This window comes from Hydrogenophaga taeniospiralis CCUG 15921 (assembly GCF_001592305.1).
GTDB classification, from domain to species: Bacteria; Pseudomonadota; Gammaproteobacteria; order Burkholderiales; family Burkholderiaceae_C; genus Hydrogenophaga; species Hydrogenophaga taeniospiralis.
Window position 1 is genome coordinate 396188 of sequence record NZ_BCWR01000004.1, and the last position, 22173, is coordinate 418360.

27 protein-coding genes are annotated in these 22173 nt (G+C 67.4%); 3 read left to right on the plus strand and 24 right to left on the minus strand.

Features of this window, described 5'->3' with window-relative positions; all coding sequences use genetic code 11:
- Positions 1–122: 122 nt before the first annotated feature.
- Complete coding sequence (locus HTA01S_RS05790) at positions 123–1478, plus strand: GAF domain-containing protein (RefSeq protein ID WP_084235880.1); 1356 nt, start codon at positions 123–125, stop codon at positions 1476–1478.
- A gap of 10 nt (positions 1479–1488) precedes the next feature.
- On the opposite strand, the gene HTA01S_RS05795 is transcribed toward HTA01S_RS05790, so the two are convergent.
- The 11 genes from HTA01S_RS05795 to HTA01S_RS05845 form a co-directional block, all read right to left on the minus strand.
- The gene (locus tag HTA01S_RS05795; protein WP_068167689.1) at positions 1489–2241 is read right to left on the minus strand and encodes a hemerythrin domain-containing protein; all 753 of its coding nucleotides are present in this window, start codon (positions 2239–2241) and stop codon (positions 1489–1491) included.
- Positions 2242–2405: 164 nt separating this feature from the next.
- Entirely contained in the window at positions 2406–2807 is a 402-nt protein-coding gene (gene arfB / locus HTA01S_RS05800; protein ID WP_068167692.1) for an alternative ribosome rescue aminoacyl-tRNA hydrolase ArfB, read from the minus strand.
- Between the two features lie 34 nt (positions 2808–2841).
- Positions 2842–3381, minus strand: a complete 540-nt coding sequence (locus HTA01S_RS05805; RefSeq protein ID WP_068167693.1) for a cytochrome b/b6 domain-containing protein — start codon at positions 3379–3381, stop codon at positions 2842–2844.
- Between the two features lie 13 nt (positions 3382–3394).
- The gene (locus tag HTA01S_RS05810; RefSeq protein WP_068167695.1) at positions 3395–3652 is read right to left on the minus strand and encodes a PepSY domain-containing protein; all 258 of its coding nucleotides are present in this window, start codon (positions 3650–3652) and stop codon (positions 3395–3397) included.
- A 170-nt stretch (positions 3653–3822) separates the two neighbouring features.
- A complete protein-coding gene (locus HTA01S_RS05815) occupies positions 3823–4692 on the minus strand; it encodes an ABC transporter permease (RefSeq protein WP_068167697.1) in 870 nt (289 codons plus the stop codon).
- 1 nt (position 4693) lies between these two features.
- Positions 4694–5563 (minus strand): ABC transporter permease, encoded by an 870-nt coding sequence (locus tag HTA01S_RS05820; protein WP_068167700.1) that lies wholly within the window; start codon positions 5561–5563, stop codon positions 4694–4696.
- Between the two features lie 3 nt (positions 5564–5566).
- Complete coding sequence (locus tag HTA01S_RS05825; RefSeq protein ID WP_245638009.1) at positions 5567–6688, minus strand: ABC transporter ATP-binding protein; 1122 nt, start codon at positions 6686–6688, stop codon at positions 5567–5569.
- Between the two features lie 3 nt (positions 6689–6691).
- Positions 6692–7756 carry an extracellular solute-binding protein gene (locus HTA01S_RS05830; RefSeq protein WP_068167701.1) on the minus strand — a complete coding sequence of 355 codons (1065 nt, stop codon included), beginning with the start codon at positions 7754–7756 and terminating at the stop codon, positions 6692–6694.
- Positions 7757–7920: 164 nt separating this feature from the next.
- On the minus strand, positions 7921–8403 hold the full coding sequence (locus HTA01S_RS05835; RefSeq protein ID WP_068167703.1) for a hypothetical protein: 483 nt from the start codon (positions 8401–8403) through the stop codon (positions 7921–7923).
- Positions 8404–8414: 11 nt separating this feature from the next.
- On the minus strand, positions 8415–9233 hold the full coding sequence (locus HTA01S_RS05840) for a dioxygenase family protein (RefSeq protein ID WP_068167705.1): 819 nt from the start codon (positions 9231–9233) through the stop codon (positions 8415–8417).
- 146 nt (positions 9234–9379) lie between these two features.
- A complete protein-coding gene (locus tag HTA01S_RS05845) occupies positions 9380–9859 on the minus strand; it encodes a VOC family protein (protein WP_068167708.1) in 480 nt (159 codons plus the stop codon).
- A 233-nt stretch (positions 9860–10092) separates the two neighbouring features.
- Here HTA01S_RS05845 and mnmA point away from each other — a divergent pair, with 233 nt between their 5' ends.
- Positions 10093–11220, plus strand: a complete 1128-nt coding sequence (gene mnmA, locus HTA01S_RS05850; RefSeq protein WP_068167710.1) for a tRNA 2-thiouridine(34) synthase MnmA — start codon at positions 10093–10095, stop codon at positions 11218–11220.
- Positions 11221–11227: 7 nt separating this feature from the next.
- On the opposite strand, the gene HTA01S_RS05855 is transcribed toward mnmA, so the two are convergent.
- Positions 11228–11950, minus strand: coding sequence for a class I SAM-dependent methyltransferase (locus HTA01S_RS05855; RefSeq protein WP_084235881.1), 723 nt, complete (start codon positions 11948–11950; stop codon positions 11228–11230).
- A gap of 151 nt (positions 11951–12101) precedes the next feature.
- On the opposite strand from HTA01S_RS05855, the gene HTA01S_RS05860 reads away from it, so the two are divergent.
- Complete coding sequence (locus HTA01S_RS05860) at positions 12102–12515, plus strand: hypothetical protein (RefSeq protein WP_068167711.1); 414 nt, start codon at positions 12102–12104, stop codon at positions 12513–12515.
- Positions 12516–12646: 131 nt separating this feature from the next.
- On the opposite strand, the gene HTA01S_RS05865 is transcribed toward HTA01S_RS05860, so the two are convergent.
- The 12 genes from HTA01S_RS05865 to cydP form a co-directional block, all read right to left on the minus strand.
- Positions 12647–13093, minus strand: a complete 447-nt coding sequence (locus HTA01S_RS05865; RefSeq protein ID WP_068167713.1) for a group II truncated hemoglobin — start codon at positions 13091–13093, stop codon at positions 12647–12649.
- Positions 13090–14226, minus strand: coding sequence for an NAD(P)/FAD-dependent oxidoreductase (locus HTA01S_RS05870; protein WP_068167715.1), 1137 nt, complete (start codon positions 14224–14226; stop codon positions 13090–13092). The genes HTA01S_RS05865 and HTA01S_RS05870 overlap by 4 nt, the downstream gene beginning before the upstream one ends.
- Positions 14227–14287: 61 nt before the next feature.
- Entirely contained in the window at positions 14288–14698 is a 411-nt protein-coding gene (locus HTA01S_RS05875; protein ID WP_068167717.1) for a DUF302 domain-containing protein, read from the minus strand.
- 16 nt (positions 14699–14714) lie between these two features.
- Positions 14715–15368: an MBL fold metallo-hydrolase gene (locus HTA01S_RS05880; RefSeq protein WP_068167719.1), complete on the minus strand. Its 654-nt coding sequence runs from the start codon at positions 15366–15368 to the stop codon at positions 14715–14717.
- 143 nt (positions 15369–15511) lie between these two features.
- Entirely contained in the window at positions 15512–15826 is a 315-nt protein-coding gene (locus tag HTA01S_RS05885) for a cyd operon YbgE family protein (protein ID WP_068167720.1), read from the minus strand.
- Positions 15823–15939, minus strand: coding sequence for a cytochrome bd-I oxidase subunit CydX (gene cydX, locus HTA01S_RS24580; protein WP_084235882.1), 117 nt, complete (start codon positions 15937–15939; stop codon positions 15823–15825). The genes HTA01S_RS05885 and cydX overlap by 4 nt, the downstream gene beginning before the upstream one ends.
- Positions 15940–15966: 27 nt before the next feature.
- Complete coding sequence (petA, locus tag HTA01S_RS05890; RefSeq protein ID WP_068167722.1) at positions 15967–16587, minus strand: ubiquinol-cytochrome c reductase iron-sulfur subunit; 621 nt, start codon at positions 16585–16587, stop codon at positions 15967–15969.
- Between the two features lie 10 nt (positions 16588–16597).
- Positions 16598–17284 (minus strand): cytochrome b/b6 domain-containing protein, encoded by a 687-nt coding sequence (locus tag HTA01S_RS05895; RefSeq protein WP_068167723.1) that lies wholly within the window; start codon positions 17282–17284, stop codon positions 16598–16600.
- A gap of 1 nt (position 17285) precedes the next feature.
- A complete protein-coding gene (locus HTA01S_RS05900; RefSeq protein ID WP_084235883.1) occupies positions 17286–19001 on the minus strand; it encodes a tetrathionate reductase family octaheme c-type cytochrome in 1716 nt (571 codons plus the stop codon).
- Positions 19002–19134: 133 nt separating this feature from the next.
- A complete protein-coding gene (cydB, locus tag HTA01S_RS05905) occupies positions 19135–20271 on the minus strand; it encodes a cytochrome d ubiquinol oxidase subunit II (protein ID WP_068167726.1) in 1137 nt (378 codons plus the stop codon).
- A gap of 11 nt (positions 20272–20282) precedes the next feature.
- Positions 20283–21854: a cytochrome ubiquinol oxidase subunit I gene (locus HTA01S_RS05910; RefSeq protein WP_068167728.1), complete on the minus strand. Its 1572-nt coding sequence runs from the start codon at positions 21852–21854 to the stop codon at positions 20283–20285.
- 4 nt (positions 21855–21858) lie between these two features.
- Positions 21859–22041, minus strand: a complete 183-nt coding sequence (cydP, locus tag HTA01S_RS05915) for a cytochrome oxidase putative small subunit CydP (protein WP_084235907.1) — start codon at positions 22039–22041, stop codon at positions 21859–21861.
- Between the last annotated feature and the right edge of the window lie 132 nt (positions 22042–22173).

Consider the following 22173-nt stretch of genomic DNA (forward strand, 5'->3'; position numbering starts at 1 on the left):
CTCCGAAGGCGCCCAGCCCCGCAGTGCGCAGCACGGAGGGCAGTCCCGTGAGCGCCGAGCCGGGCCGCTTCCAAGCAAACTCGCACCGCAGCCCCCAGCGCGGGGGTACTCCAGAGACCGCGGTGGACCTCGCCGAGGTGCGCCCCTGCCTGGAGGGGGCCATACCGGCCATGATGGCCACCTGCGCCGCCGATGGCACGCCCAACGTCGCCTACCTGTCCCAGGTTTTCTACGTGGACGAGCGGCATGTGGCGCTGTCGTTCCAGTTCTTCAACAAGACGCGCAAGAACCTGCTGGCCCAGCCGCGCTCCACGGTGCTGCTGCTGCATCCGCTGACGGCGCGCTTCTACCGCCTGCACCTGCACTACCTGCGCACCGAAGACAGCGGCCCGGTGTTTGAAAGCATGAAGGCCCAGTTGGCGGGCATCGCCTCGCACAGCGGCATGGCCCACGTGTTTCGCCTGCTGGGCTCGGACATCCACGAGGTGTGCGAGATCGAGCGCGTGCCCTGCGACCCCTCGCCCACACCGTTGCCGCAGGCGCCCCCGCGCTGCAACCTGCTGGGCGCGCTGCGCCGGGGCAGCGCCAAGCTGGCGGCCTGCGCCACGCTCGACGCGCTGCTGGACGCCACCCTGCAGACGCTGGAGCAGGACCTGGGCATTGCCCACGCCATGGTGCTCATCCTCGACCCGCTCACCGAGCGGCTCTACACCGTGGCCAGCCGGGGCTACGCCATCTCGGGCGTGGGCTCGGAGATTGCCCTGGGCGACGGCGTTATCGGCGTGGCCGCGCGCGAGCGCACGCCGGTGCGCATCATGCACATGACCAGCGCCTACCGGTACAGCCGGGCGCTGCGCGACAGTCTGGCGGGCGAGGGCGGCGCGGCGATCAGCACCGACATCCCCTACCCCGGCCTGCCCGAACCGCACAGCCAGCTGGCGGTGCCCCTGCTCTCGGCCGGCCGGGTGCTGGGCGTGCTGTTCGTGGAAAGCCCGCTGGACCTGCAGTTCAGCTACGAGGACGAAGACCTGCTGGTCACGCTGGGCGGGCAACTCGCCGCCGGCATCGACCTCATGCAGGAAAGCGCCGAGCCCTGCCCCGACGCGCCCGGCACGGACCACCCGGCCGCACCCACGAGGGCCCCGGCCGGCCCGCCCCTGCAGGTGCGCCACTACCGCAGCAACGACAGCGTGTTCGTGAACAACGCCTACCTGATCAAGGGCGTGGCCGGCGCCATCCTGTGGAAATTGCTGCAGGACCGGCAGTGCCAGGGCCGCCACGAGTTCACCAACCGCGAACTGCGGCTGGACCGCGCGCTGCGCCTGCCGGACGTGGCCGACAACCTCGAAGCGCGCCTGTTGCTGCTGCAGCGCCGACTGGCCGAACAATGCCCTCAGCTGCGCATCGAAAAAACCGGCCGCGGCTGTTTCCGCTTCGACACCGCCGGTCCCGTAAACCTCGAAGACGTCGCCGCCTGAAGCCAGGGCTTCAGGCCATCACCAGACCGTCCACCGGCGCCAGACCCAGCCCCCGAGCCAGCTTGGCCCAGTCACGCTCCGCCAGCTGCGCACGCGCCCCGTCCAGCACCACCTGGAACACCGGGGCCGGCGCGCCCTGGCGCATGCCGCCCAGCAGCTCCAGCCGCTCCGGCGCGTTCATCTGCGGCAGCATCCAGCGCATCACCAGCATCATCTCGGCCGGCGGCACGGTGGCCAGCAAGCCGTCGTGGATGCCCACCAGCTCGGCGTCGCTGAAGGCCTGCCAAAGGGCCGTGTTGTGCACGGTCTCTTCGGTGTGCATGTGCTGCAGGTTCTCGGCCACGAACAGCGCGAGCGCCAGATACATGTTCTGCAGCGCCAGCGCGCACGCGGCCGGCGCCAGCCCATCCAGGCCGTCGGCCATGGCGCGGAGCCGTGCGATCTGCGCCAGATGCCCGGCGTGCTCGTCGGCCACGCCCTCGACCACACCGGGGCTGCGCGCTTCGATGGCCGGGTGCACGAAACCGTCCTCGTGGCGCACGTGCGCGGCGCACAGGTCCAGCAGCGTGCCCAGGCGCTCGCGGGTGGCGGCCACCTCCTGTGCGTCGGCCGGGTCGGTCCGGCCCACGGCCAGCAGGGTGTCGGCCATGAAGGCGCGCAGGGCCTTGTGGATGCCGGCGTAGAGATTGACGCGGCCTGTGCCGGCCTCGACGGCCTGGGCGGTGGCGGCGACCTGCGCCAGTTCGTGGGTGTTCGATTGCATGGGATTCCTTTCGCGGGCCAGGCCCGGCTGCTTCGTGGGTGGCGGCAACGCACCGTGCGTTGCCTGCCATGGAAAGCAGTCTAGGAACCGGCCCTTCGGCGCGCTGCTAAATAGCGCTTAAAGGAACCCTAAAAAAATCTTAAGCGCGCACCAAGGACCGGCAGTCAGTCCAGACCGCGCACGCGACCGCGCAACTGCTTGACCTGCCCGCGCGTGGCCTTGCCTTCGAGGCGGCGCTGTTTCGATCCGAAACTGGGTTTGGTGGGCTTGCGCGCCTTGGGCAGGGTGGCCACGCTGTCCACCAGCGCCTGCAGCCGCTCCAGCGCCTCGGCCTTGTTCTGCTCCAGGCTGCGGCTGGTCTGCGCCTTGATGACCACCACACCTTCGGTGGTGATGCGCTGGTCGCTCAAGGCCAGCAACCGCTCCTTGATGGCCTCGGGCAACGAAGACGCGTGGATGGCAAAACGCAGGTGCACCGCGTTGGACACCTTGTTCACGTTCTGCCCGCCCGCACCCTGCGCGCGGATGGCGGTGAACTCGACGTCGGAAGGATCGATGCGGGGCATGCGCGGCAGTGTGCCACGCTGTGCGGGGGCTCGATCAATAGCGCTCTTTGACCCCCGTGACCATGGCCTTCAACAGGCGGGCGCGCTCGATGCGGCCCATGAGCAGAGCGGCCACCGCGTGCAGGCCCACCAGAATGATCAGCGTCTCGCCGATCACCTCGTGCAGTTCCTGCAGCCACTCTTCGCCCCAGTAGGCGTCAAGCCCCTGCATCCAACCGGTCACGCCCAGCGCGAGCACCAGGCCCATGAGCGCCAGCATCATCAACGCGCCCAGCGGGTTGTGGCCCCAGTGGAACTCGGCGTGACCCGACCACAGGCCACGCACGTGGCGCACGATGCGCCCCGGCGTCGGGAAAAAATCGGTGAAGCGCGCATGGCGCGATCCGATGAAACCCCACACCACCCGCGCCAGCACCAGGGCCGCAGCGAGGTAGCCCGCCCACTGGTGGATGGTCTCGCCGTCGTCGAGCACGAAGCTGTTCAACAGCACACAGACCACCAGGGTCCAGTGGAAAACGCGGACAAAAAGATCCCAGACCGGTCGGCTGGCTTCCAGGGTGGCAGAGGACTTCATCGCTCAATCGGGATTACTTGGTTTCGAGGATGGCCGCGGTGGCGGGATCGAAATAGATCTCGACCTTTTTGCCGGCTTTGTCGAAGCCGTAGATCTCGTAGCACTCGCCCTTGGAGACTTTAAAGGTCTTGATCTGGTAGCCCTTGTCTTCCAGGCCCTTCTTGAACGTGGCTTCAGGCATCCACTTCTCTTTGGGCACATTGCAGGTGGGGCCGGCCAGGGCGACACCGGAGGCAGCGATCAACAGGGCGGAGACGACAACTGATTTCATGAAACATCCTTTTTCAATAGCACCCCAGCAAGTGCTGGTGCGGGTATTGAAAGGACTTCACATGAAGTGAGCCTTAAGAGGCTTGTGTGAAAGTGTGACGACCCGTGAGCACCGTTACAGGTGGGCAGTGCGTCAGGAACCGGCACAGACCGTGGGCCGGAGAAACCGTATCAGGCGTCTTCGGCGGGCCGTTGAGCGCCCCTGCGCCACAGCAGCATCAACGCCAGCAGGGCCGAGGCGATCATGAGGAAGAGACTGATCGCATTGAGCACCGGCGTGGCGCCCTCCCGCATGCGACTGAACATGAGCACGGTGAGCGGCGAGTCCGAGCCCACCAGCATCAGCGTGGTGTTGAAGTTCTCGAACGACATCAGGAAGGCCATGGCCGCGGCCCCGATCATGCTCGGGCGCAGGTAGGGCAAGGTGATGGTCCAGAGCACCGCGAGGCGGCTCGCGCCCAGGTTGTAGGCGGCCTCTTCGAGCGTGCGGTCGAATCGGCGCAGGCTGGCCGAGATGGTGAGCGTGGCGATGGTCACGATGTAGCAGAACTGCCCCAGGATCACCAGTGGCAGCCCCGGACGCAGGAAGTCCAGCTCCAGGCCCCAGGTCTCGTCGGCGAAGTTGGCGATGCGGCTGGCGAAGGCGAGGATGGAGATGCCCAGGATCACGCCGGGAATCACCAGCGGCAGCATGCTCAGCAGCGCAATGGCGCTCTTGCCCGGGAACTCGAAGCGCTCCAGCAGAAAGGCGTTGCAGGTGCCCACGCCGACCGAGAGCAGCGTGACCCACAGCGCCACCCAGGCGCTCACGCCCATGCTCTGCAGCAGCTCGGCGTCGTGCAGCAGGCCGGTGCGCGCATCGCTGTTCGCGGTGAACCAGTCCAGCGTGAAGCCCATCCAGGGGGGCGTGGGGTAATCGGCGTTGTTGAACGCGAACAGCGCCACCACCAGCAGCGGCACGAACAGGAAGACGAAGAAGCCGGTGACGAAGGCACCGAGGCCGTAGCGCTGAAGCGGGGGGCGAGGCAGGCTCGGGATCATGTCAGCTCGCTTTCATGACGGCGCCGAAGCGCTGGCCCGTGAGCTTGAGCCCGGCCCACACCAGCAGGCTGGAGAGGAACAGCAACAGGAATCCGAAGGCCGCGCCCTGGTTCCAGTTGAAGCGGGTGATGAACTGGGTGTAGATCTGCTCGGTGAACCAGAGCGAGTTCTTGCCCCCCAGCAGCGTGGGTGTGAGGTAGTTGCCCAGGCAGAGCATGAAGACCACGATGCAACCGGCGGCGATGCCCGGCGCGGCGTGCGGAATGACGATGCGGCGCACGATGTTGGCCGTGCTGCCACCGAGGTCGTAGGCGGCTTCGATCAGGCTGTCGTCCAGGCTCTCCAGGCTGTTCACCAGCGGGATCACCATGAACAGCAGCGAGGCGTACACCAGACCCACCAGGATGGTGGCGTCGTGGTACAGCAGCTCCACCGGCTGGTCGGCCAGGCCCACGGCCTGCAGCAGGCCCGAGACCACGCCGGTTTCGCGCAGCAGGATCAGCCAGCCCAGGGTGCGCACCATCTCGCTGACCCAGAACGGCAGCAGGCACAGCACCAGCAGCACCAGCCGGGCCCGGCCCTTGGCCACCTTGGCGATGTACCAGGCGGCCGGGAACGCCAACAGCAGCGTGACCCCCGTGGCTAGCACCGACATCACCGCCGTGCGCACGAAGGTGTTCCAGTACAGCGGCTCGTCCACGAAGGTGCGGAACTGGTCGAGGCTGGCCGCGTATTCGCCCGGCCCCACGCGCGCCTGCAGCGACAGGAAAAGCAGCTCCACATGCGGCAGGATCACCAGCCCCAGCAGCCACAGCAGCGCCGGCGCGAGCAGCACCCCGAGAAGGAAACGGCGGTGGGTGGCGGCACTCATGGCTCAGGCTGCAAAGCACCAGGCCTGCGCGGGCTGGTAGGCGAAGTGCACCGTCTCGCCGTGCTTCAGATCGGCCAGGCGGCCGGTGAGGGGCAGCGCGATGTGCAACGGCGTCTGGTTCCGGTCTTCCAGCACCTGCACGGTGGAGTTGCCGCCATCGAACAGCACGCTCTGCACGCCTGCGCTCCAGGCCGGGGCGCCCTCGGGCAGCTCGCGCGGACTGCGCCCGATCTCGATGGCCTCGGGCCGGATGAACACGGTGGCCGGCTGGCCCACGTCCAGCGTGCCCACGCGCTGCGACCAGAGAGCCATGCCGCCAGCCGTGCGCAGCAGCACCTGCTCACCGTTGCGCGATTCGATGGTGCCCTCGAAGCGGTTGTTGTTGCCCACGAAGCCCGCCACGAACGCGGTCTGCGGCTGGTAATACAGCTGCTGCGGCGTGCCCAGTTGCTCGAAGCGGCCGTGGTTCATCACCGCCACCTGGTCGGACATGACCAGCGCTTCCGACTGGTCGTGCGTGATGTAGACGAAGGTGGTGCCCACCTCGGCCTGCAGTTGCTTGAGCTCCACCTTCATGTGCTCGCGCAGCTTGAGGTCGAGCGCGCCCAGCGGTTCGTCGAGCAGCAGCAGCGCGGGCTCCAGCACCAGCGAGCGGGCAATGGCCACGCGCTGCTTCTGCCCGCCCGAGAGCTGGTCGATGCGCTTGCCTTCGCTGCCCGGCAGGCCCACGCGCCTGAGCATGTCGGTCACCTTGGCCTTGGCGGCGGCGCCCTTGATGCCGCGCCGCTCCAGGCCGTAGGCGATGTTCTCACCCACGCTCATCATGGGGAACAGCGCGAGGTGCTGGAACACCATGTTGACCGGGCGCCGGTTGGGCGCCACGCCGCGCATCGACGCGCCCTTGATCACGATGTCGCCGGCATCGGGGGCGATGAAGCCCGCCACCATGCGCAGCAGCGTGGTCTTGCCACAGCCCGAAGGCCCGAGAATGGAGAAAAACGAACCCCGCCGCACGGAAAAGCTCAGGTCATCCACCGCGGCAAACGCGCCATAGCGTTTGCGCACGGACTGGATGTCGAGATCGTGCGTGGCGGGGCCGCCCGCGGCCGGTGTCGGCACCGCCACGACTTACTGGGCGGCCTTGACGCGGTCGAGCACGCGGCCTTCGATGTCTTCGATGCCGGCCGGCACGGCCGGGTACCACTTGATGTTCTTCAGCGCGGCTTCGGGGAAGCTCTCGGCAAACTGCTTCTTGAGCACCGGGTCCATCATCTGGTCGGCGCCCTTGCTGGCGGTGAAGTTGCCGGCCGAGGAAGCCACCTTGGCGGCGATCTCGGGGCGCATATTGAAGTTGATCCAGGCGTAGGCCGCGGCGTCGTTCTTGCCCTTGGCGGGGATGGCGAAGGTGTCCACCCAGCCCAGCGCGCCCGATTTCGGCGCCACGAACTTCACGTCGGGATTGGCCTTGTTCAGCTCCCAGCCGCCGGTGTCCCACATCATGGCCGTGGTGAGTTCACCCGAGCGGATGCCGGCGAGCAGCTGGTCCTTGCCGTCCCAGTAGAACTTCACATTCTTCTTGCACTCGGTGAGCTTCTTGCCCATGTCGTCCATCAGCGCGCTGTAGGCCTTGGCGTCGCCGTAAAGAGCGAACGGGTCCTTGCCGGAGGCGAAGGCCATGGCGATCAGCGTGGGGCGCTTCAGGCGCATGCTGACCTTGCCGGCGTTTTCGGCGGCGCACAGGTCGGCGTAGTCGGTGGCCTTGGAGGTCTTGGTGTTCACCACCAGGCCGTCGGTGCCCCAGATGTGCGGCAGGCCGTAGACCTTGCCGCCGACCGTGGTGTTTTTCTTGGTCGCGTCGAGCATGGACGGGATGAACAGATCGGCCTTGATCTTGGACAGGTCCAGCGGCTTGTAGATCCTGAACTCGGTCTGCGGGCCGGCGATGCGGTCCTGGCTGGGCTGGGCGAGGTCGAAGCCGGCACCGGCGGTGGCGCGCAGCTTGGAGATCATCTCTTCGTTGTTGGAGGTGGTCACCTCGACCTTGAAACCGGTTTCCTTGGTGAACTGTTCCACCACGTCCTTGGGCACATAACCGCCCCAGGTCAGCAGGCGCAGGGTCTTGTCTTGCGCCTGGGCGCCGCCGGCGGCCAGCACCAGCGTGGCCAGGACGAGGGTGGACAACTTGTTCTTCATGGAGGAACTCGCTTTCAGAGTGGGTGTGTGACAGATCGGAACTGAAAGGCGCCCATGAACCGTGCCGCGGGCGCCCACCGGATGTGCAGCACGCAGAATCCGGTAAAGGTCAGAATAAGTCAAGGCTGTGAAAGTGGTGTGACAGGCACCCGCCGCGCCGCCGCTCAAGCGGCGAGGTGCACGGCGTCAAAGCCCAGGTGGTGCATGAACTCGCGCAGGATCAGCACCAGGGCATCGCCCGTGGGGTCATCGAAGCCCGTGCCGCGCGCCGACGGAGCCCCCATGGCGCGCGCCGCCAGCGCCTGGTACCACTGCTCGACCGTGGCCAGTGAAATGGCCTCATGCTCCACCCCCTGAATGGCCCCATCGCGTCGCAAGGGCGCCACTGCATCGCGCGCCACCCAGAGCCGGGCGCCAGGCGGCACGCGGGGGTGCAGCCCTTCGATCTGGTCCTCCACCACCTGGATCGCGTGCTCGATCGCCCACGGCGACGGGCCACCACCCGCCCCGCTCGTGGGCCACAAGGTGCTCAGCCCGATGGGCAGGGCGAAGCGTTCGTCGGCCATGCCCGGCCGCTGCAGCACGACGCCGGTTTCCTGCACGCCGACGTCCAGCCGCAGGGTGGTTGACGTGGCGGGCTGTGCCATGGCGGCCCGCTTCAGGCCGCCAGCGTGGCGGCAGACGCGTCGGGCACCGCGCCGAACAGGTACGCGTCCATGGCGAGCACGCCGTGGGTGATGCCACCGTACACGCGCGTGGCCGGCACCTGCGCACCGGCGGCGCCCGCGGCCACCATCAGCGGCCACAGGTGCTCGGCCGTGGGGTGGGCGCGCTGTGCGTGGGGCGCCACCACCATGGTCTGCTGCAGCCGCGCGTGGTCGCGGTCGGCCACGGTCTGGGCGACCCAGGCCGCGAACTCGGCGGCGTAGCCCTCCCCATCGGCGCCCGGTTCACCGAAGCGGACTTCGTAGAGGTTGTGCGTGAGGCTGCCCGAACCGACGATGAGCACGCCCTCGTCCGCCAGCGGCGCCAGCGCCTGACCGAAGGCATAGGCCCGCTCGCCGTCCAGCCGCGCCGGCAGCGACACCTGGAACACCGGCACATCGGCCTGCGGCAACAGGTACAGCAGCGGCACCCAGGCGCCGTGGTCCAGCCCCTGCTGAGGAGCCGCCTCGGCCACCCAGCCCGCGGCGTGCAGCACCTCGATGGCGCGCTGCGCCACCGCTGGCGCACCCGGCGCGGGGTACTGCAACTGGTAGAGCGCGGGCGGGAAGCCGCCGAAATCGTGCACGGTCTGCGGCGCGGCGCTGATGGACACGCGCGGCTCGCGCGTCATCCAGTGCGGCGAAACGACCAGCACAGCCTTGGGGCGCGGCAAGGTCTTGCCCAACGCGGTGAGCGCCGGACCGGCCAGGCCGGGTTCGATGGCGAAGGTGGGTGAGCCGTGGGAGACGAAGAGCGTGGGCAGGCGGGGCATCGGGGTCTTTCGCAGAGCCACCAGGCGGTGGCGATGACCCAAACTGTAGATCGCGAGACGGCCGCAGAGATTCGAGGCGTTTGCAGGTTGGCGTCAAATTTGTTGATGGTGGCCTGCCAGGGAACGACTGTCGGCAACGGCGCGCCTCAGCCGCGCCGAGCCGCTTCGATCACTGCGATGTCGATCTTTCTCATCTCCATCATGGCGTCGAACGAGCGCTTGGCCGCCGCCGGATCGGGATCGGCGATCGCGGCCGTCAGGGCGCGGGGCGTGATCTGCCACGACAGCCCCCATTTGTCCTTGCACCAGCCGCAGGCGCTTTCCTGACCGCCGTTGCCGACGATCGCGTTCCACAAACGGTCCGTTTCGGCCTGGTCATCGGTCGCGACCTGGAACGAGAAGGCTTCGCTGTGCTTGAACGCCGGCCCCCCGTTCAGGCCGAGGCACGGGATGCCCATCACCGTGAACTCGACCGTCAACACATCGCCCTGCTTGCCCGAGGGATAGTCGCCGGGCGCGCGATAGACCGCGCCCACGGCGCTGTCCGGGAAGGTTTTGGCGTAGAACGTCGCGGCATCCAGCGCGGTGCCGTCGTACCAGAGGCAAGTCGTGTTCTTGCTGGTCATGGGGATTCTCCTGAGATGAAACACCCGCCGCGCTGCGCGCACGGACAACTGCCCTGGGGCAGCGCTCCGGTGCGACCTTACGCCACGGCGCCGATCCCATGAAGCCGTACCCACGACCGGAATCGGGTCATCCCCGACCCGGGCTCTCCGGCCACAAGGACGCAAGCCGGCTTTCGACCCGATGCCATGCAGCAGGCCAGCAGCCCCGGCACGCCGCTGGGATAATCCCACCCATGGCAAACAAACAGCGTGTGGTGGTCGGTTTGAGCGGGGGCGTGGACTCCGCGGTGAGCGCGTACCTGCTCAAGGAGCAGGGCTACGAGGTCATCGGCATCTTCATGAAGAACTGGGAAGACGACGACAACAGCGAGTACTGCTCGTCGAACATCGACTTCGTGGACGCGGCCAGCGTGGCCGACGTGCTGGGCATCGAGATCGAACACGTCAACTTCGCGGCCGAGTACAAGGACCGCGTGTTCGCCGAATTCCTGCGCGAGTACTCGGCCGGGCGCACGCCCAACCCCGACATCCTCTGCAACGCCGAGATCAAGTTCAAGGCGTTTCTGGACCACGCCATGCGCCTGGGCGCACAAAAGATCGCCACCGGGCACTACGCGCGCGTGCGCCAGAACGAAGCAACGGGAAAGCACGAGCTGCTCAAGGGCCTGGACCCGCTGAAGGACCAGAGCTACTTTTTGCACCGGCTGAACCAGGCACAGCTCTCCAAGACGCTGTTTCCGGTCGGCGAGCTGCCCAAGACCGAGGTGCGCCGCATCGCCGCCGAGATCGGCCTGCCCAACGCGAAGAAAAAAGACAGCACCGGCATCTGCTTCATTGGCGAGCGGCCGTTCCGCGATTTCCTGAACCGCTACATCGCCAAGGAACCGGGCCCGATCAAGGAGCCCAACGGCCGCACCATCGGGAAACACGTCGGCTTGAGCTTCTACACGCTGGGCCAGCGCCAGGGCCTGGGCATCGGCGGCGTGCGCGAAAAGGGCGCGCAGAAGGGCGGCAACGAACACGAGCCCTGGTTCGTCGCCCGCAAGGACATGGAAAAAAACACCCTCTGGGTGGTGCAAGGCCACGACCACCCCTGGCTGCTCTCGCCCGCGCTGCGCGCGCAGGATGCGAGCTGGGTGGCGGGCCACGCGCCCGCTGCGGGCGATCTGGCGGCCAAGACGCGCTACCGCCAGGCCGACGCGCCCTGCCGCTTCGAAGCCGACGGCGACACGGGTTTCACGCTGCGTTTTGCCGACCCCCAGTGGGCGGTGACGCCCGGCCAGAGCGCCGTGGTGTACGACGGTGAGGTCTGTCTGGGCGGCGGCGTGATCACCACCGAAGCGGCCACCGCACCCGCCTGAACGCCGATCAGCCTTTGCGGCGCAGCAGCCGCACGTGCATGGGCCGCACGAAGTCCGCGCCGTCGGGGCCGCAGTGCGGATCAAACGCGGCGCGCACGCGCAGGGCGATGGCGGGCGTGATGCCGTGGTCGGCGAAGCTGGGATAAAGCATGCGTTGCGCAAATTCGTCCCAGCTCTTGAAGTGCACCGGTTGCGCGAAGCGCCGTTCGGCCACGGGCTCCCAGTGCCCGCCACGGGCCAGCGCGCGGTCCAGCGCGGCCTGCGCCGCCGGACGCACCACCCCCTCGTCGTTGTACAGGCGAACCACCTCATTGAGCGCGCCGCCGTAGATGGGCTCGCTTACATAAAACAGGCCCCCCGGGCGCAGCACGCGCGCGACCTCGGCGAGCGCCGTGTCCATGGCCGGGATGGGCACGTGGTGCAGCGACTTGAGCATCAGCGCCAGGTCGAACGACCCGCCGTCGAAGGGCACGGCCTCGGCGCTCGCGGCGACGAAGTGCAGGCCCGCCTGCGGGCGCTCCAGGTTTTTCGCGTGCTGGGTGGCGTCCACCTCCAGCCCCGTGACCTGGCACAGCGGCCAGCGCCGCAGCAGATCACGCGCCAGGCGCGCGTTGCCACAACCGAGTTCGATGATGGCCTGCTGGCGCAGCGGCACCAGCTCGGCGAGCACGTCGAGCTCGTCGCGCACCAGGGGCAAAAGATCGGAAGGCGTCGGGTGGGTGGTGGTCATGGCAGCGGGGCTCAAGGCCGAAAAAAGTATCAGGGGCTTGCGATTTCTCATGGATACCCTGATGAGTATAGAAAGAATGGTGGCTTCTCTCTGGCGGAAGCCAGAGCCTGTCCCCCGACGTCACCGTCATCCCCTTTCAAGGAATTCGCACATGAAGAAGCTGATCACCCTGGGCGCCGCCGCCCTGCTGCTGTCTGGCGCAGCACAGGCCGAAGAGCTGTTCGTCAACATCCACAGCGGCAGCGCCATGGCGCAAGGCGCGGGCCTGGTGCTCGCCGGTCAGGCGCTGGAGCAGAAAGCCACGGTGCGCGTGCTGCTGTGCGACGCCGCGGGCGACATGGCCGTGGTGGGCAAGGAAGGCCCCAAGCTCAAGCCGCGCGACATGAGCACACAGCAGATGCTGCAAGGCGTGATCAAGGCCGGTGCCAAGGTGGAGCTGTGTGCGCTGTACCTGCCCAACACCGGCCTCAAGCCCACCGACCTGATTCCCGGCGTGACCCCGGCCAAGCCGGCCGACGTGGCAGCCCACCTGCTCAAGCCTGGTGTGAACAGCCTGGCCTTCTGATCGGCTTCGCCCCAGAAAAACGGCCCCCTTCGGGGCGCGGTTTTATTCCAGCCGTGTGCGGCTCGGCGGAGGGGCGGCGAGCGCGCACAGGGGCAGCGCCATGGCCAGCGCCAGGGTGACGAAGGACTTTTTCATGCGGTCTCGCAATGCTGGCCTTGCGCCTGGCCGTGGCCGCAACCTGCACGGTCCCCGGTGTTGACCATGTGGTCGGCCATCTGGGTGAAGGCGTTGAGCAAGCCGGCGCGCAGGTTCTCGTCGGCCACCTGTTCGGTCAGCGTGGTGCGCATGCAGAGCATCCACTCGTCGCGCTCGGTGGGGCCGATGGCATAAGGCAGGTGGCGCATGCGCAGGCGCGGGTGGCCTTTCTTTTCGGTGTAGAGCGGTGGGCCGCCGAACCAGCCGGAGAGAAATTCGAACAGGGCTTGATTGGCGCCGGCCAGGCTCTCGGGGTGGATGCGGCGCGCGGCGTAGGCCTCGGGCAGTTCGTCCATCAGCTCGTAGAAACGGTCGACGAGGCGGTGCAGGCCTTCGGCGCCGCCCAGGGCGTCGTAGGGTGAGACAGCGGTGGCGGTGGTCATCGGTATTTCCTCAGGTAGGAACCTTCAAAGAAGCGCTTGGCCCAGTGGAACAGGCGCGAGGACGGCAGGATGATCTGGCGCTGCGCATTGCGGAACACCAGCGTGCCGTGGTCGATGGCATCGATGATGCAGAGAAGCTCGACCTTGAAAGTGGCCGATGGGGGCTGCCCACGCAGACCCGCCAGCAGGTTCTCGGCCGCGGCGGCGGCCTGCAGGTCGGCCATGTGGGCCTGCTTGGGCATCCAGTCAGGCCCAGGAAAACTGCCCGAGTCGCCCACCACGTACACCTGCTGGCTGCCTTTGACACGGCACTGGGCATCGGCCTGGAGCAGGCCGCCGGGTGATCGGGCCAGCTCGGTCTGGTCGAACCAGGCGTTGCCCGTCATGCCGGGCATGAACAGGATCAGGTCGGCCGGGAACTCGCCGCCTTCGGTGACCACGCGGTCGGCCTCGAATCGGACCATCTTGTGGCCCAGATGCGTCAGGATGCCACGGCGCTCCATCTCGGCCAGCAGGTGCGTCACCGCTTTCGGGCCGAGCCGGTTTCCCGGTTCGGTCGAGGGGTTGAAGAACACGAGATTGAAGTGCTCACGCCGCCCTTCTCGCTTGAGCTGTTCGTCGACGCCGAAGAGGAATTCGAACATCGGGCCGCCGCGCACGGCGCTGGGTTCGTTGGGGTTGCCGGCGAAGCCGACGGCGATGGTTCCGCCGGTCATGGCACGCAGGCGGTCGCGGATCGCTTCCGCCGCCGCGATGCCTTCGCACGGCGTGATGGCGTGCTCGATGCCCGGCAGCTTTTTGATGAAACGCCCACCGCTGGCGATGACCAGCGCATCGTTCGCCACTTCGCCAGCCGTGGTGTCCACCACCCGACCGCCCTCACGCAGACCGGTGACTTCGCCCATCACGTGGCGCACGTTCATGCGCCGCAAGAAGTTGTCCAGCGGAACGATCAACTGATCGCGCGTGCGCAGGCCGCAGGGAATCCAGATGATGCCGGGCAGGTAGTGCAGCTCGGCGCTCGGCGCGATCAGCGTGATCTCGGCCGCGCGGTCTCGCCGGCGGATTTCTCGCACGGTGGACAAGGCCCCGAAACCAGCGCCGATGACGGTGATGCGGGCCGGCCCGCTCACTGGACTACCCTCCGTGCTGCGCACTGCGGGGCTGAGCGCTTTCGGAACGGCCGGGCGGCGCTCATGCCACCACCGCCTGGCCCAGCCGATCCACCACCCGGCGCAAGGCCGCACTCGCGCGCTCGCAGGCCTCATGCACCTGCGGGTTCTGGCTCTGCGCGGCGATCACCAACGGGTCCTGCAGCGCGATGCGGGTGCGACCGGCGACGGCTTCGGCCACCGAGGCACCGCAGGGCAGCAGCGCGCCGATGTCGGGTTCGGCCGCCATCAGAGCGTGTGCGATGCCGGGTGAGCAGATGCCCAGCAGGCGCTGGGGGTGGCTGTCCAGGCCGAGTCTGTTCTTGAGCGTGGCTTGCACGTCCACCTCACTGACGATACCCATCTGTTCGCGGACCAGCGCCGTGCGCAGGGTCTCCGTGGCAGCGGCGATGGACTGGTCGATTTCAACGATGAAGGCGTAATGGGGATTCATGGTGGGCAGGAGGGGGTCAGGGATTGAACAACTTGACCGGCCGGTGACGGACGGCCGGGGAACCCAGCGCCGCCACGCGGGCCAGATATTCGTCGCGGGTGAGCCCCGCGAAGAACGGGTGCCAGCGCCGCTGCTCCAGCACGGTGCTCACGGCGCGCGCGCGTTTCTCGTGGCCGGCAAACAGCAGGGTTTCGTCGGGCAGGGTGAAGACGCGCTGGGTCACGCTGTCCCAGAGTGCCGCCGGATCGGCCGGCCGGGGTTGCCGCGGGCAGGCATCGACCGCGAGCAGGCCGCCGCAAAACACGCGGTCGCGCCAGACGAAGCTCAGGCAGTCGACGGTGTGGCCGGGCGTGGCCAGCACGCGCACGAACTCGTGGCCGAAGGGCAGCAGGGCCCCCTCGGCGGGCTGGAACACGCCGTCGCGCGCCTCGCCCTGCACCACCGGCGCACCCAGCCGGGCCAGGCTCGAAAACTCCGGCGCCTGCAGGTGGTCGTGCTGGTGGGTGCGCAGCACCCAGCGCAGGCGCAGATCGCGCTCGTTCAGCAGGGCCTGCAGCACCGGCAGGTCGCGGCTGTGCGGATCGACCACCACGGCCTCGCGCGCGCCGGTGTCGGCCAGCAGATAGCTCAGATCGCCGCCGCGCTCGTCGTGCAGTATTCGGAACAGCATGTCAGTTTTCCACAGCGCCGGAGCGCCACCCGCGGCGCATGTCACAACGCCACCCAGAGGCACCGCCGAGCCGGCTTTGCCGGACGGCCAGTGCCGCCCCCCTTGAGGGGGGTGACGCGAAGCGGCGCGGGGGATGTTTCATCCTAGACACCCGAGCGCAACCAGGCCGCGAGCAGCAGGCCGGCGGCGCAGGCCCAGCCCGAGAACAGCCAACGCCAACCGAACCAGCGCGGCACGAAGCCCACGCCACGCACCAGCCCGGCGCTCATGGCCCAGAACAGGGCCATGGCCAGGCCGTGGTCGGCCTGGCCGCTGGCGTTGGCGAACAGCAGCGGGTAGACGCTGCCCACCAGCATGATGGCCAGCGCCGCCAGCAGGCTGGGCACATGCACGCGGCTGGCCACCGGGGCCGCAGGCAGACCACCCGAGGCTGGTGCTGGTGCGGGCGCAGGGGTCACTCGGGTGTCCCGCGCGCCAGGGCGCGGGCCTCTTCGTGTTCGCCCCACATGGCGTTGAGAATGGCCAGCAGGACCGCGAAGCCGACCCCGAGCATCCAGGCGAAGTACCACATGTGTTTCTCCAGTCAAAAAGGTGAAGTTCAGGCCGCTCCGCTGTCGTCTTCACCGATCAGCAGGCGACCGTCGGCCAGGTATTTGTGCGGCGGCACGACCAGGTTGGTGGGTGCGGGCTTGTTCCTGAACACGCGGCCCGCGAAATCAAAGGTGGAGCCGTGGCAGGGACAGAAGAAACCGCCCTTCCAGTCGGCCGGCACGCTGGGATTGGCCGTGCCCTTGGGCAGGGTCACGGGCGAACAGCCCAGGTGCGTGCAGATGCCCACCGTCACGAACAGCTCGGGCTGGATGGAGCGGTGGGTATTGGTGGCGTAGCCGGGCTGCTGCGGCTTCTCCGACGCCGGGTCGGCCAGGTCGCTCATGCCCTCCAGGCTGGCGAGCATCTCGGGCGTGCGCCGCATCACCCACACCGGCTGGCCGCGCCATTCCACGGTTCTCAGTTCCCCGGGCGCGACCGTCGCCGGGTCCATGCTCACGGCCGCGCCCTGCGCCTTGGCCCGTTCGCTGGGCGCGAAGCTGGACACGAAGGGCACCGCCACGGCGGCGGTGGCCGCCACGCCCATGGCGCTGGTGGCCAGCAGCCAGGTGCGGCGCTCGGGGTCCATGCCGGGCTGGGGTGGCAGGGGATATGCAGCGGCGTGTGACATGGTGAACTCCTCAGCCTTGCGGCGTGGCGGACGGGGTGTCCGCGGAATGGGTGTCGTCGTCGTGCAGTTCTTCCCAGCCGGTCACCATGGACTTGATGTGCGCGGTCGGTGTGTGGCCGGTGGTGGTCAGGTAGACGTGCACGATGAAGAAGCTGAGCATCAGGAAAGCCCCCGCCGTGTGCGCCCAGGCCACCCACGCCAGCGTGAGCCACTGGTCAATGCCGAGCGAGGGCCAGAAGGCGCGGAACAGGTAGAGCAGGCCCGAGCCCCAGATCAGCGGCGAGATCATGGCCAGCAGACCCAGGTAGGCCAGGCGCTGCAGCGGGTTGTGCTTCTTCTGCACCGTCTTGTGGAACGGATTCGGCTCGCCTCGGAACATGCCCCAGCTGTAGTAGGTCGCCATCGCCATCACCCGCTTGTGCGTTGGCAGGTACTGGCGCCATTCGCCGGTGGTGAACTGCCAGAAGATGGTGAAGGCCCAGAGGATGAGCAGCAGCCAGGCCGCCAGCGTGTGCAGGCGCACCGCCGGCTCGAAGCCCAGCAGCGCATAGCTGCCGTGCACCTCGAAGCCGCTGATGAGCATGGTGATGATCAGCAGCGCCTGCGACCAGTGCCAGAAGCGCTCGTAGCGTTTGTAGATGTAGATGCGGGCCGGCGCGGTGTCACCGGCGGGCTGGGCGATGGTTGCGTGTTCCATGTCAGTGGCCTCCGGTGGTTGAACGACGACGGGTGACGATGCGAGCGATGGAGTGCACGAGCACACCACCCAGAGCGCCCACCACGGCGAGCCAGCCCAGGCGGTCGATCCAGGGCTGGCTGTCGCGCGCTGGCAGGTAGACGCCGGGCAGGCTGCCCAGGCGGCTCTTGGTTGCGCCGGTGTGGCAGGAGGCGCAGGCCACCGCGTTCTTGGAAGGCGCGACCATGTGGGTGATGGGCCAGCGCATCTCGGTCTTCACGAAGCCGTGTTGCCCGCTGTAGGGCTGGCCGGTGGCGGTGGCGCCGGTCTGCAAGGCCTTGTTCCAGTCGAAGTTGAACCAGAACGCGGTGTCGTCGGGCACGGCGGTGTGCGGCACCAGCAGCTGCAGGTGCACCTTGTCGTAGGGCTGTTGGCCCTGGAAGCGTTTGACCGGCCAGATGCGCGCCTTCGGATCGTCGGGGCTGCCCATGAAGCTGTTGATCTTGACCACCTGGGTCGGGTCGATCTTCATGTCCTGCGTGGTGTAGTTCACTGTGCCGTTGAACCACAGGTACTCGGGCACCACGTTCTCGGCGAGCTTGAAGTCGCCCTTCTTGCTGTCGTAGATCACGTGGCCGTGTTCGTCCTTCTTCTGGATCGGCTTGCCTTCGGGCGTGAGCCGGCCGGCAGTGGACCAGTCCCACGACATCTTGGTGGCCACACCGCCACGCGCGAACTCGGGGATGTGGCAGCTCTGGCAGGCCAGCTTGTTGGTGTGGTTGTTGAGCAGCTCCACGCTCAGCGAAGGCTGCTTGTGCGGCTTGTCGCCGTGGCAGCTCTGGCAGGTGGCGGCGTTGCGCCCGGCGTGCACCGTGTCGCCGCGCAGCATCGGGCCGTGCGGGTCGGAGGCGGTCATGCTGATGCGGCTGCCAGCGATCTGGTGGCCGTCCGACTGGTGGCAGGTGGCACAGGTGAAGCCCGCGCCACCACCGGCCTTGCTCGCCAGGTGCACGTCCAGTTCCTTGCTGGCCTTGTTGAGCGAGGAATCGAGGTCGCCGTGTTTCACGCCGTCGCCACCACCACCGTTGTAGTGGCAGGTGCCGCAGTTGGCCGTGCGGGTCTTGCCCACGTGCTGGGCCACCATGGCGAGGTCCACCGGGTCGATGAACTTGCCCGAGCCGGGCGGCAGCTCGGTGCGCTCGGTGGGCACCTCGCCGGCCATGCCCGGTGGCTTCTTGTAGCCGCCGCTGTTGTGGCAGGCCAGGCAATCCACCTTGCTCTCGTTGTGGAAGTCGAAGGTCTTGTCCTTCCAGCCATAGCCGATGTGGCAGGCCTGGCAGAAGGCTTCGTTGGAACGGTCGCCGATGCAGAAGCTGTTGAGCATGGTCTTCTTGCCCAGCTTCTGCCCGGTGTCGGGGTTGGTGTACTCCCAGGTCCAGTGGCGCGTGCCCATGACCTGCTTGCCGGCTTCGGTGTGGCAGCTCAGGCAGACCTTGGTGACTTCGGAGCCGCTGGCGAACGGGCCCTGCAGCTCCTTGAACTTGCTGTGGTCGGCGGTGGATTTCGACGACATGGGCGCCGCGGCCAGTGCCTGAGCGGCGCTGAGCTCGGGCGCTGGGACGGCGGCCGTGGCGCCGGCCAGGGGCGCGGCCAGCGCGAACGCCAGCCCCGCGGCCAGCGCCCGCCAGGGGCTGCGGCGCTGTCGTGGTGGCGGGTACAGATGCCTGTGTTGATTCATGTTTTGTCTCCTGCTCGTGGGGTGGATGGAATCGAACGGAAGGTGCATCTCACCGCAGCGGATGCAGCCCGTCCTTGCGTTCGATCAATACCGCCATGGGTATTTGAATCCCTCTTGTTTTGGCTCAAAAGGCTCAGTACGCGCCGTGCTCGTTTTCCCGTACATACGCCGCCGTCACCTTGCCGCGCATGACGCGGTAGGCCCAGGACGTGTAGAGCACGATCAGCGGCATGAAGAGCAGCGTGGCCCAGAACATGATGGCCAGCGTGAGGTGGCTGGAGACGCTGTCCCACACCGTGAGGCTGGCCGCGGGCTGGCTGCTCGATGGCATGACGAACGGAAACATGGAGGCGCCGGCGGTGCCGATCACGCCGACGATGGCCAGCGACGAGGCCACGAAGGCGCTGAGCGTGCGGCGCCGCCACAGCTGCAAAGCCGCCAGCAGGGCCCCCGCCACCCCGGAGGCCGGCAGCAGCCACAGCAGGGGCTGGGCGGCGTAGTTGGCCATCCAGGCGCCGGCCTCGCGCACCACGGTCTTGCCCATGGGGTTGGGCAGGGCCGAGGGGTCGATCACCGAGCTGATGCGGTAGCCGGCTATGCCCTGCAGCCAGATCCCGGCGGCGACGAAGCCCAGCACCATCACCAGCGCCGCGCCCACGGCGCCCTTGATCGCTCGCGCCTGCACCACGCCTTCGGTGCGGTGCGCCAGGTAGGCGCCGCCCTGCAGCGTGATCATGGCGCTGCTGACCACGCCGGCCAGCAGGGCAAAGGGGTTGAGCAGCTGCCAGAACGTGCCGGTGTAGGTGGAGATCAGATAGTTGTCGAACTGGAACGGCACGCCCTGCAGCAGGTTGCCGAAGGCCACGCCGAAGATCACCGGCGGCACGAAACCGCCAACGAACAGGCCCCAGTCCCAGGTGCTGCGCCAGGTGGCGTTGTGGATCTTGCTGCGGTAGTCGAAACCCACCGGGCGGAAGAACAGCGCCCACAGCACCGCCAGCATGGCCCAGTAGAAGCCGCTGAAGGCGGTGGCGTAGACCAGCGGCCAGGCCGCGAAGATGGCGCCGCCGCCGGTGATGAACCAGACCTGGTTGCCGTCCCAGTGCGGGCCCACGGTGTTGATGACGACACGGCGCTCGATGTCGCTTTGGCCGACGAAGGGCAGCAGCGTGCCCACGCCCATGTCGTGGCCGTCCATGATGGCGAAGCCGATGAGCAGCACGCCGACCAGCAGCCACCAGATCAGTTTGAGGGTTTCGTAGTCGAACATGGTGACCTCCTTCAGGCGTGCTGGACAGTGTGGTGAACGGGTTCGTGCTCATAGCGACCCGTGCCCAGGCTGCCCGGGCCGAGGCGCGCGAACTTGACCATCAAAACCATCTCGACCACCAGCAGCAGGGTGTAGAAGCCGATGAAGCCGGCCAGCGAGCCGTAAAGGCTGCCCACGCTGAGCGTGGACACCGACAGGTGTGTGGGCAACACGCCGTAGATGGTCCAGGGCTGGCGGCCGTACTCGGCGACGTACCAGCCCAGCTCGCAGGCGATCCAGGGCGCGGGCAGCATCCACAGCGCCCACTTGAGCAGCCAGGGGCGCTTGGCGCATTCGAGTTTGAGCGAGCTCCAGAACGCCAGGCCGAACAGCGCCAGCATCAGGAAGCCCAGGCCGACCATGAGGCGGAAGGTCCAGAACATGGGCGTCACGCGCGGCACGGTGCTGTCCACCGCCTGCTGGATCATCTCTGGCGTGGCCTGACGCACATCCACCACGTATTTTTTGAGCAGCAGTCCGAAGCCGAGGTCGGCCTTGTGCTGTTCGAACAGGGCCTTGGCCGCCGCGTCGTCGCGGTTGGCGCGCAGGGCTTCGAGCGCGGTCACGGCGTGGATGCCGCTCTGGATGCGTTCACGGTTCTTGGCCTTGATCTCGTGGATGCCAGGGATCTGCTGGCTCACCGAGCGCGTGCCGATCAGGCCCATCACCCAAGGGATCTCGATCTCCCAGTCGTTCTTCTGCTCGGCTTCGTTGATGCCGGCGATGAGCTTGAGACCGGCCGGCGCGGGCTCGGTTTCCCACATGGCTTCGAGCGCGGCCATCTTGGTCTGCTGCGCCTCGCCCACGGTGTAGCCCGATTCGTCGCCGAGCACGATCACGCTCAGCACCGAGGCCAGGCCGAAGGCCGCGGCCACGCGGAAGCTGCGTTTGGCGAACTCGATGTCGCGGCCCTTGAGCAAATACCAGCTGGAGATGGACAGCACGAACATCGCGCCGGTGACGTAGCCGGCCGAGACGGTGTGCACGAACTTGGCCTGCGCGTCCGGGTTGAAGAGCACAGCCCAGAAGTCCGTCATTTCCATGCGCATGGTCTCGAAGCTGAACTCCGCGCCCACCGGGTTCTGCATCCAGCCGTTCGCGATCAGGATCCACAGCGCGCTGAGGTTGGTGCCCACCGCCATCAGGATGGTGACCATCAGGTGCTGCGTCTTGCTCAGCCGGTCCCAGCCGAAGAAGAACAGGCCGATCATGGTCGACTCAAGGAAGAAGGCCATCAACCCCTCGATGGCCAGCGGCGCGCCGAAGATGTCGCCCACGTAGTGCGAGTAGTAGGCCCAGTTGGTGCCGAACTGGAACTCCAGCGTGATGCCGGTGGTCACGCCGAGCGCGAAGTTGATGCCGAAGAGCTTGCCCCAGAAGCGGGTCATGTCCTTCCAGACGACGTTGCCCGTCATCACGTACACGCTTTCCATGATCACCAGCAGCCAGACCATGCCCAGCGTCAGCGGCACGAAGAGGAAGTGGTACATGGCCGTCGCAGCGAACTGCAGGCGGGAGAGGTCAACAAGCTGTTCCGAAATCACGGCATCACTCCTGTGGGGTCAAGGTCTTCATCGGGGCGGACCCGAGCATTTGCGTGGCGGCGGCGTCGCTGTCCACCGGCACCCGCTGCTCCCGCACGAAGCCCCACCACAGACCGCTGAGCACGAGCAGCTTGATCGCCAGGGCGATGGCGAGCTTGCGCGTCAGGGATCGGTCTTGAAGGTTCATGGCTTGGCAACGGGATGCCTGCTGCATCCCAAGAAACGTGCCACCGTTACCAATAGAAAAAGTGGTTACATATCAGGCACTTGCGCCATCAGGGTTCAGGGCCCCGCCGCCACGGCGCTGACACAACTGCCA

Coding starts and splice junctions, on each gene's coding strand:
- mnmA (WP_068167710.1), top strand. CDS start 10,093: ATGGCAAACAAACAGCGTGTGGTGGTCGGTTTGAGCGGGGGCGTGGAC.
- HTA01S_RS05795 (WP_068167689.1), bottom strand. CDS start 2,241: ATGCAATCGAACACCCACGAACTGGCGCAGGTCGCCGCCACCGCCCAG.
- HTA01S_RS05900 (WP_084235883.1), bottom strand. CDS start 19,001: ATGAATCAACACAGGCATCTGTACCCGCCACCACGACAGCGCCGCAGC.
- HTA01S_RS05875 (WP_068167717.1), bottom strand. CDS start 14,698: ATGAATCCCCATTACGCCTTCATCGTTGAAATCGACCAGTCCATCGCC.
- HTA01S_RS05835 (WP_068167703.1), bottom strand. CDS start 8,403: ATGGCACAGCCCGCCACGTCAACCACCCTGCGGCTGGACGTCGGCGTG.
- cydP (WP_084235907.1), bottom strand. CDS start 22,041: ATGAACCTTCAAGACCGATCCCTGACGCGCAAGCTCGCCATCGCCCTG.
- HTA01S_RS05805 (WP_068167693.1), bottom strand. CDS start 3,381: ATGAAGTCCTCTGCCACCCTGGAAGCCAGCCGACCGGTCTGGGATCTT.
- HTA01S_RS05895 (WP_068167723.1), bottom strand. CDS start 17,284: ATGGAACACGCAACCATCGCCCAGCCCGCCGGTGACACCGCGCCGGCC.
- HTA01S_RS05860 (WP_068167711.1), top strand. CDS start 12,102: ATGAAGAAGCTGATCACCCTGGGCGCCGCCGCCCTGCTGCTGTCTGGC.
- cydX (WP_084235882.1), bottom strand. CDS start 15,939: ATGTGGTACTTCGCCTGGATGCTCGGGGTCGGCTTCGCGGTCCTGCTG.
- HTA01S_RS05855 (WP_084235881.1), bottom strand. CDS start 11,950: ATGACCACCACCCACCCGACGCCTTCCGATCTTTTGCCCCTGGTGCGC.
- arfB (WP_068167692.1), bottom strand. CDS start 2,807: ATGCCCCGCATCGATCCTTCCGACGTCGAGTTCACCGCCATCCGCGCG.
- HTA01S_RS05810 (WP_068167695.1), bottom strand. CDS start 3,652: ATGAAATCAGTTGTCGTCTCCGCCCTGTTGATCGCTGCCTCCGGTGTC.
- HTA01S_RS05865 (WP_068167713.1), bottom strand. CDS start 13,093: ATGACCACCGCCACCGCTGTCTCACCCTACGACGCCCTGGGCGGCGCC.
- HTA01S_RS05820 (WP_068167700.1), bottom strand. CDS start 5,563: ATGAGTGCCGCCACCCACCGCCGTTTCCTTCTCGGGGTGCTGCTCGCG.
- HTA01S_RS05815 (WP_068167697.1), bottom strand. CDS start 4,692: ATGATCCCGAGCCTGCCTCGCCCCCCGCTTCAGCGCTACGGCCTCGGT.
- cydB (WP_068167726.1), bottom strand. CDS start 20,271: ATGTTCGACTACGAAACCCTCAAACTGATCTGGTGGCTGCTGGTCGGC.
- HTA01S_RS05845 (WP_068167708.1), bottom strand. CDS start 9,859: ATGACCAGCAAGAACACGACTTGCCTCTGGTACGACGGCACCGCGCTG.
- HTA01S_RS05840 (WP_068167705.1), bottom strand. CDS start 9,233: ATGCCCCGCCTGCCCACGCTCTTCGTCTCCCACGGCTCACCCACCTTC.
- HTA01S_RS05830 (WP_068167701.1), bottom strand. CDS start 7,756: ATGAAGAACAAGTTGTCCACCCTCGTCCTGGCCACGCTGGTGCTGGCC.
- petA (WP_068167722.1), bottom strand. CDS start 16,587: ATGTCACACGCCGCTGCATATCCCCTGCCACCCCAGCCCGGCATGGAC.
- HTA01S_RS05880 (WP_068167719.1), bottom strand. CDS start 15,368: ATGCTGTTCCGAATACTGCACGACGAGCGCGGCGGCGATCTGAGCTAT.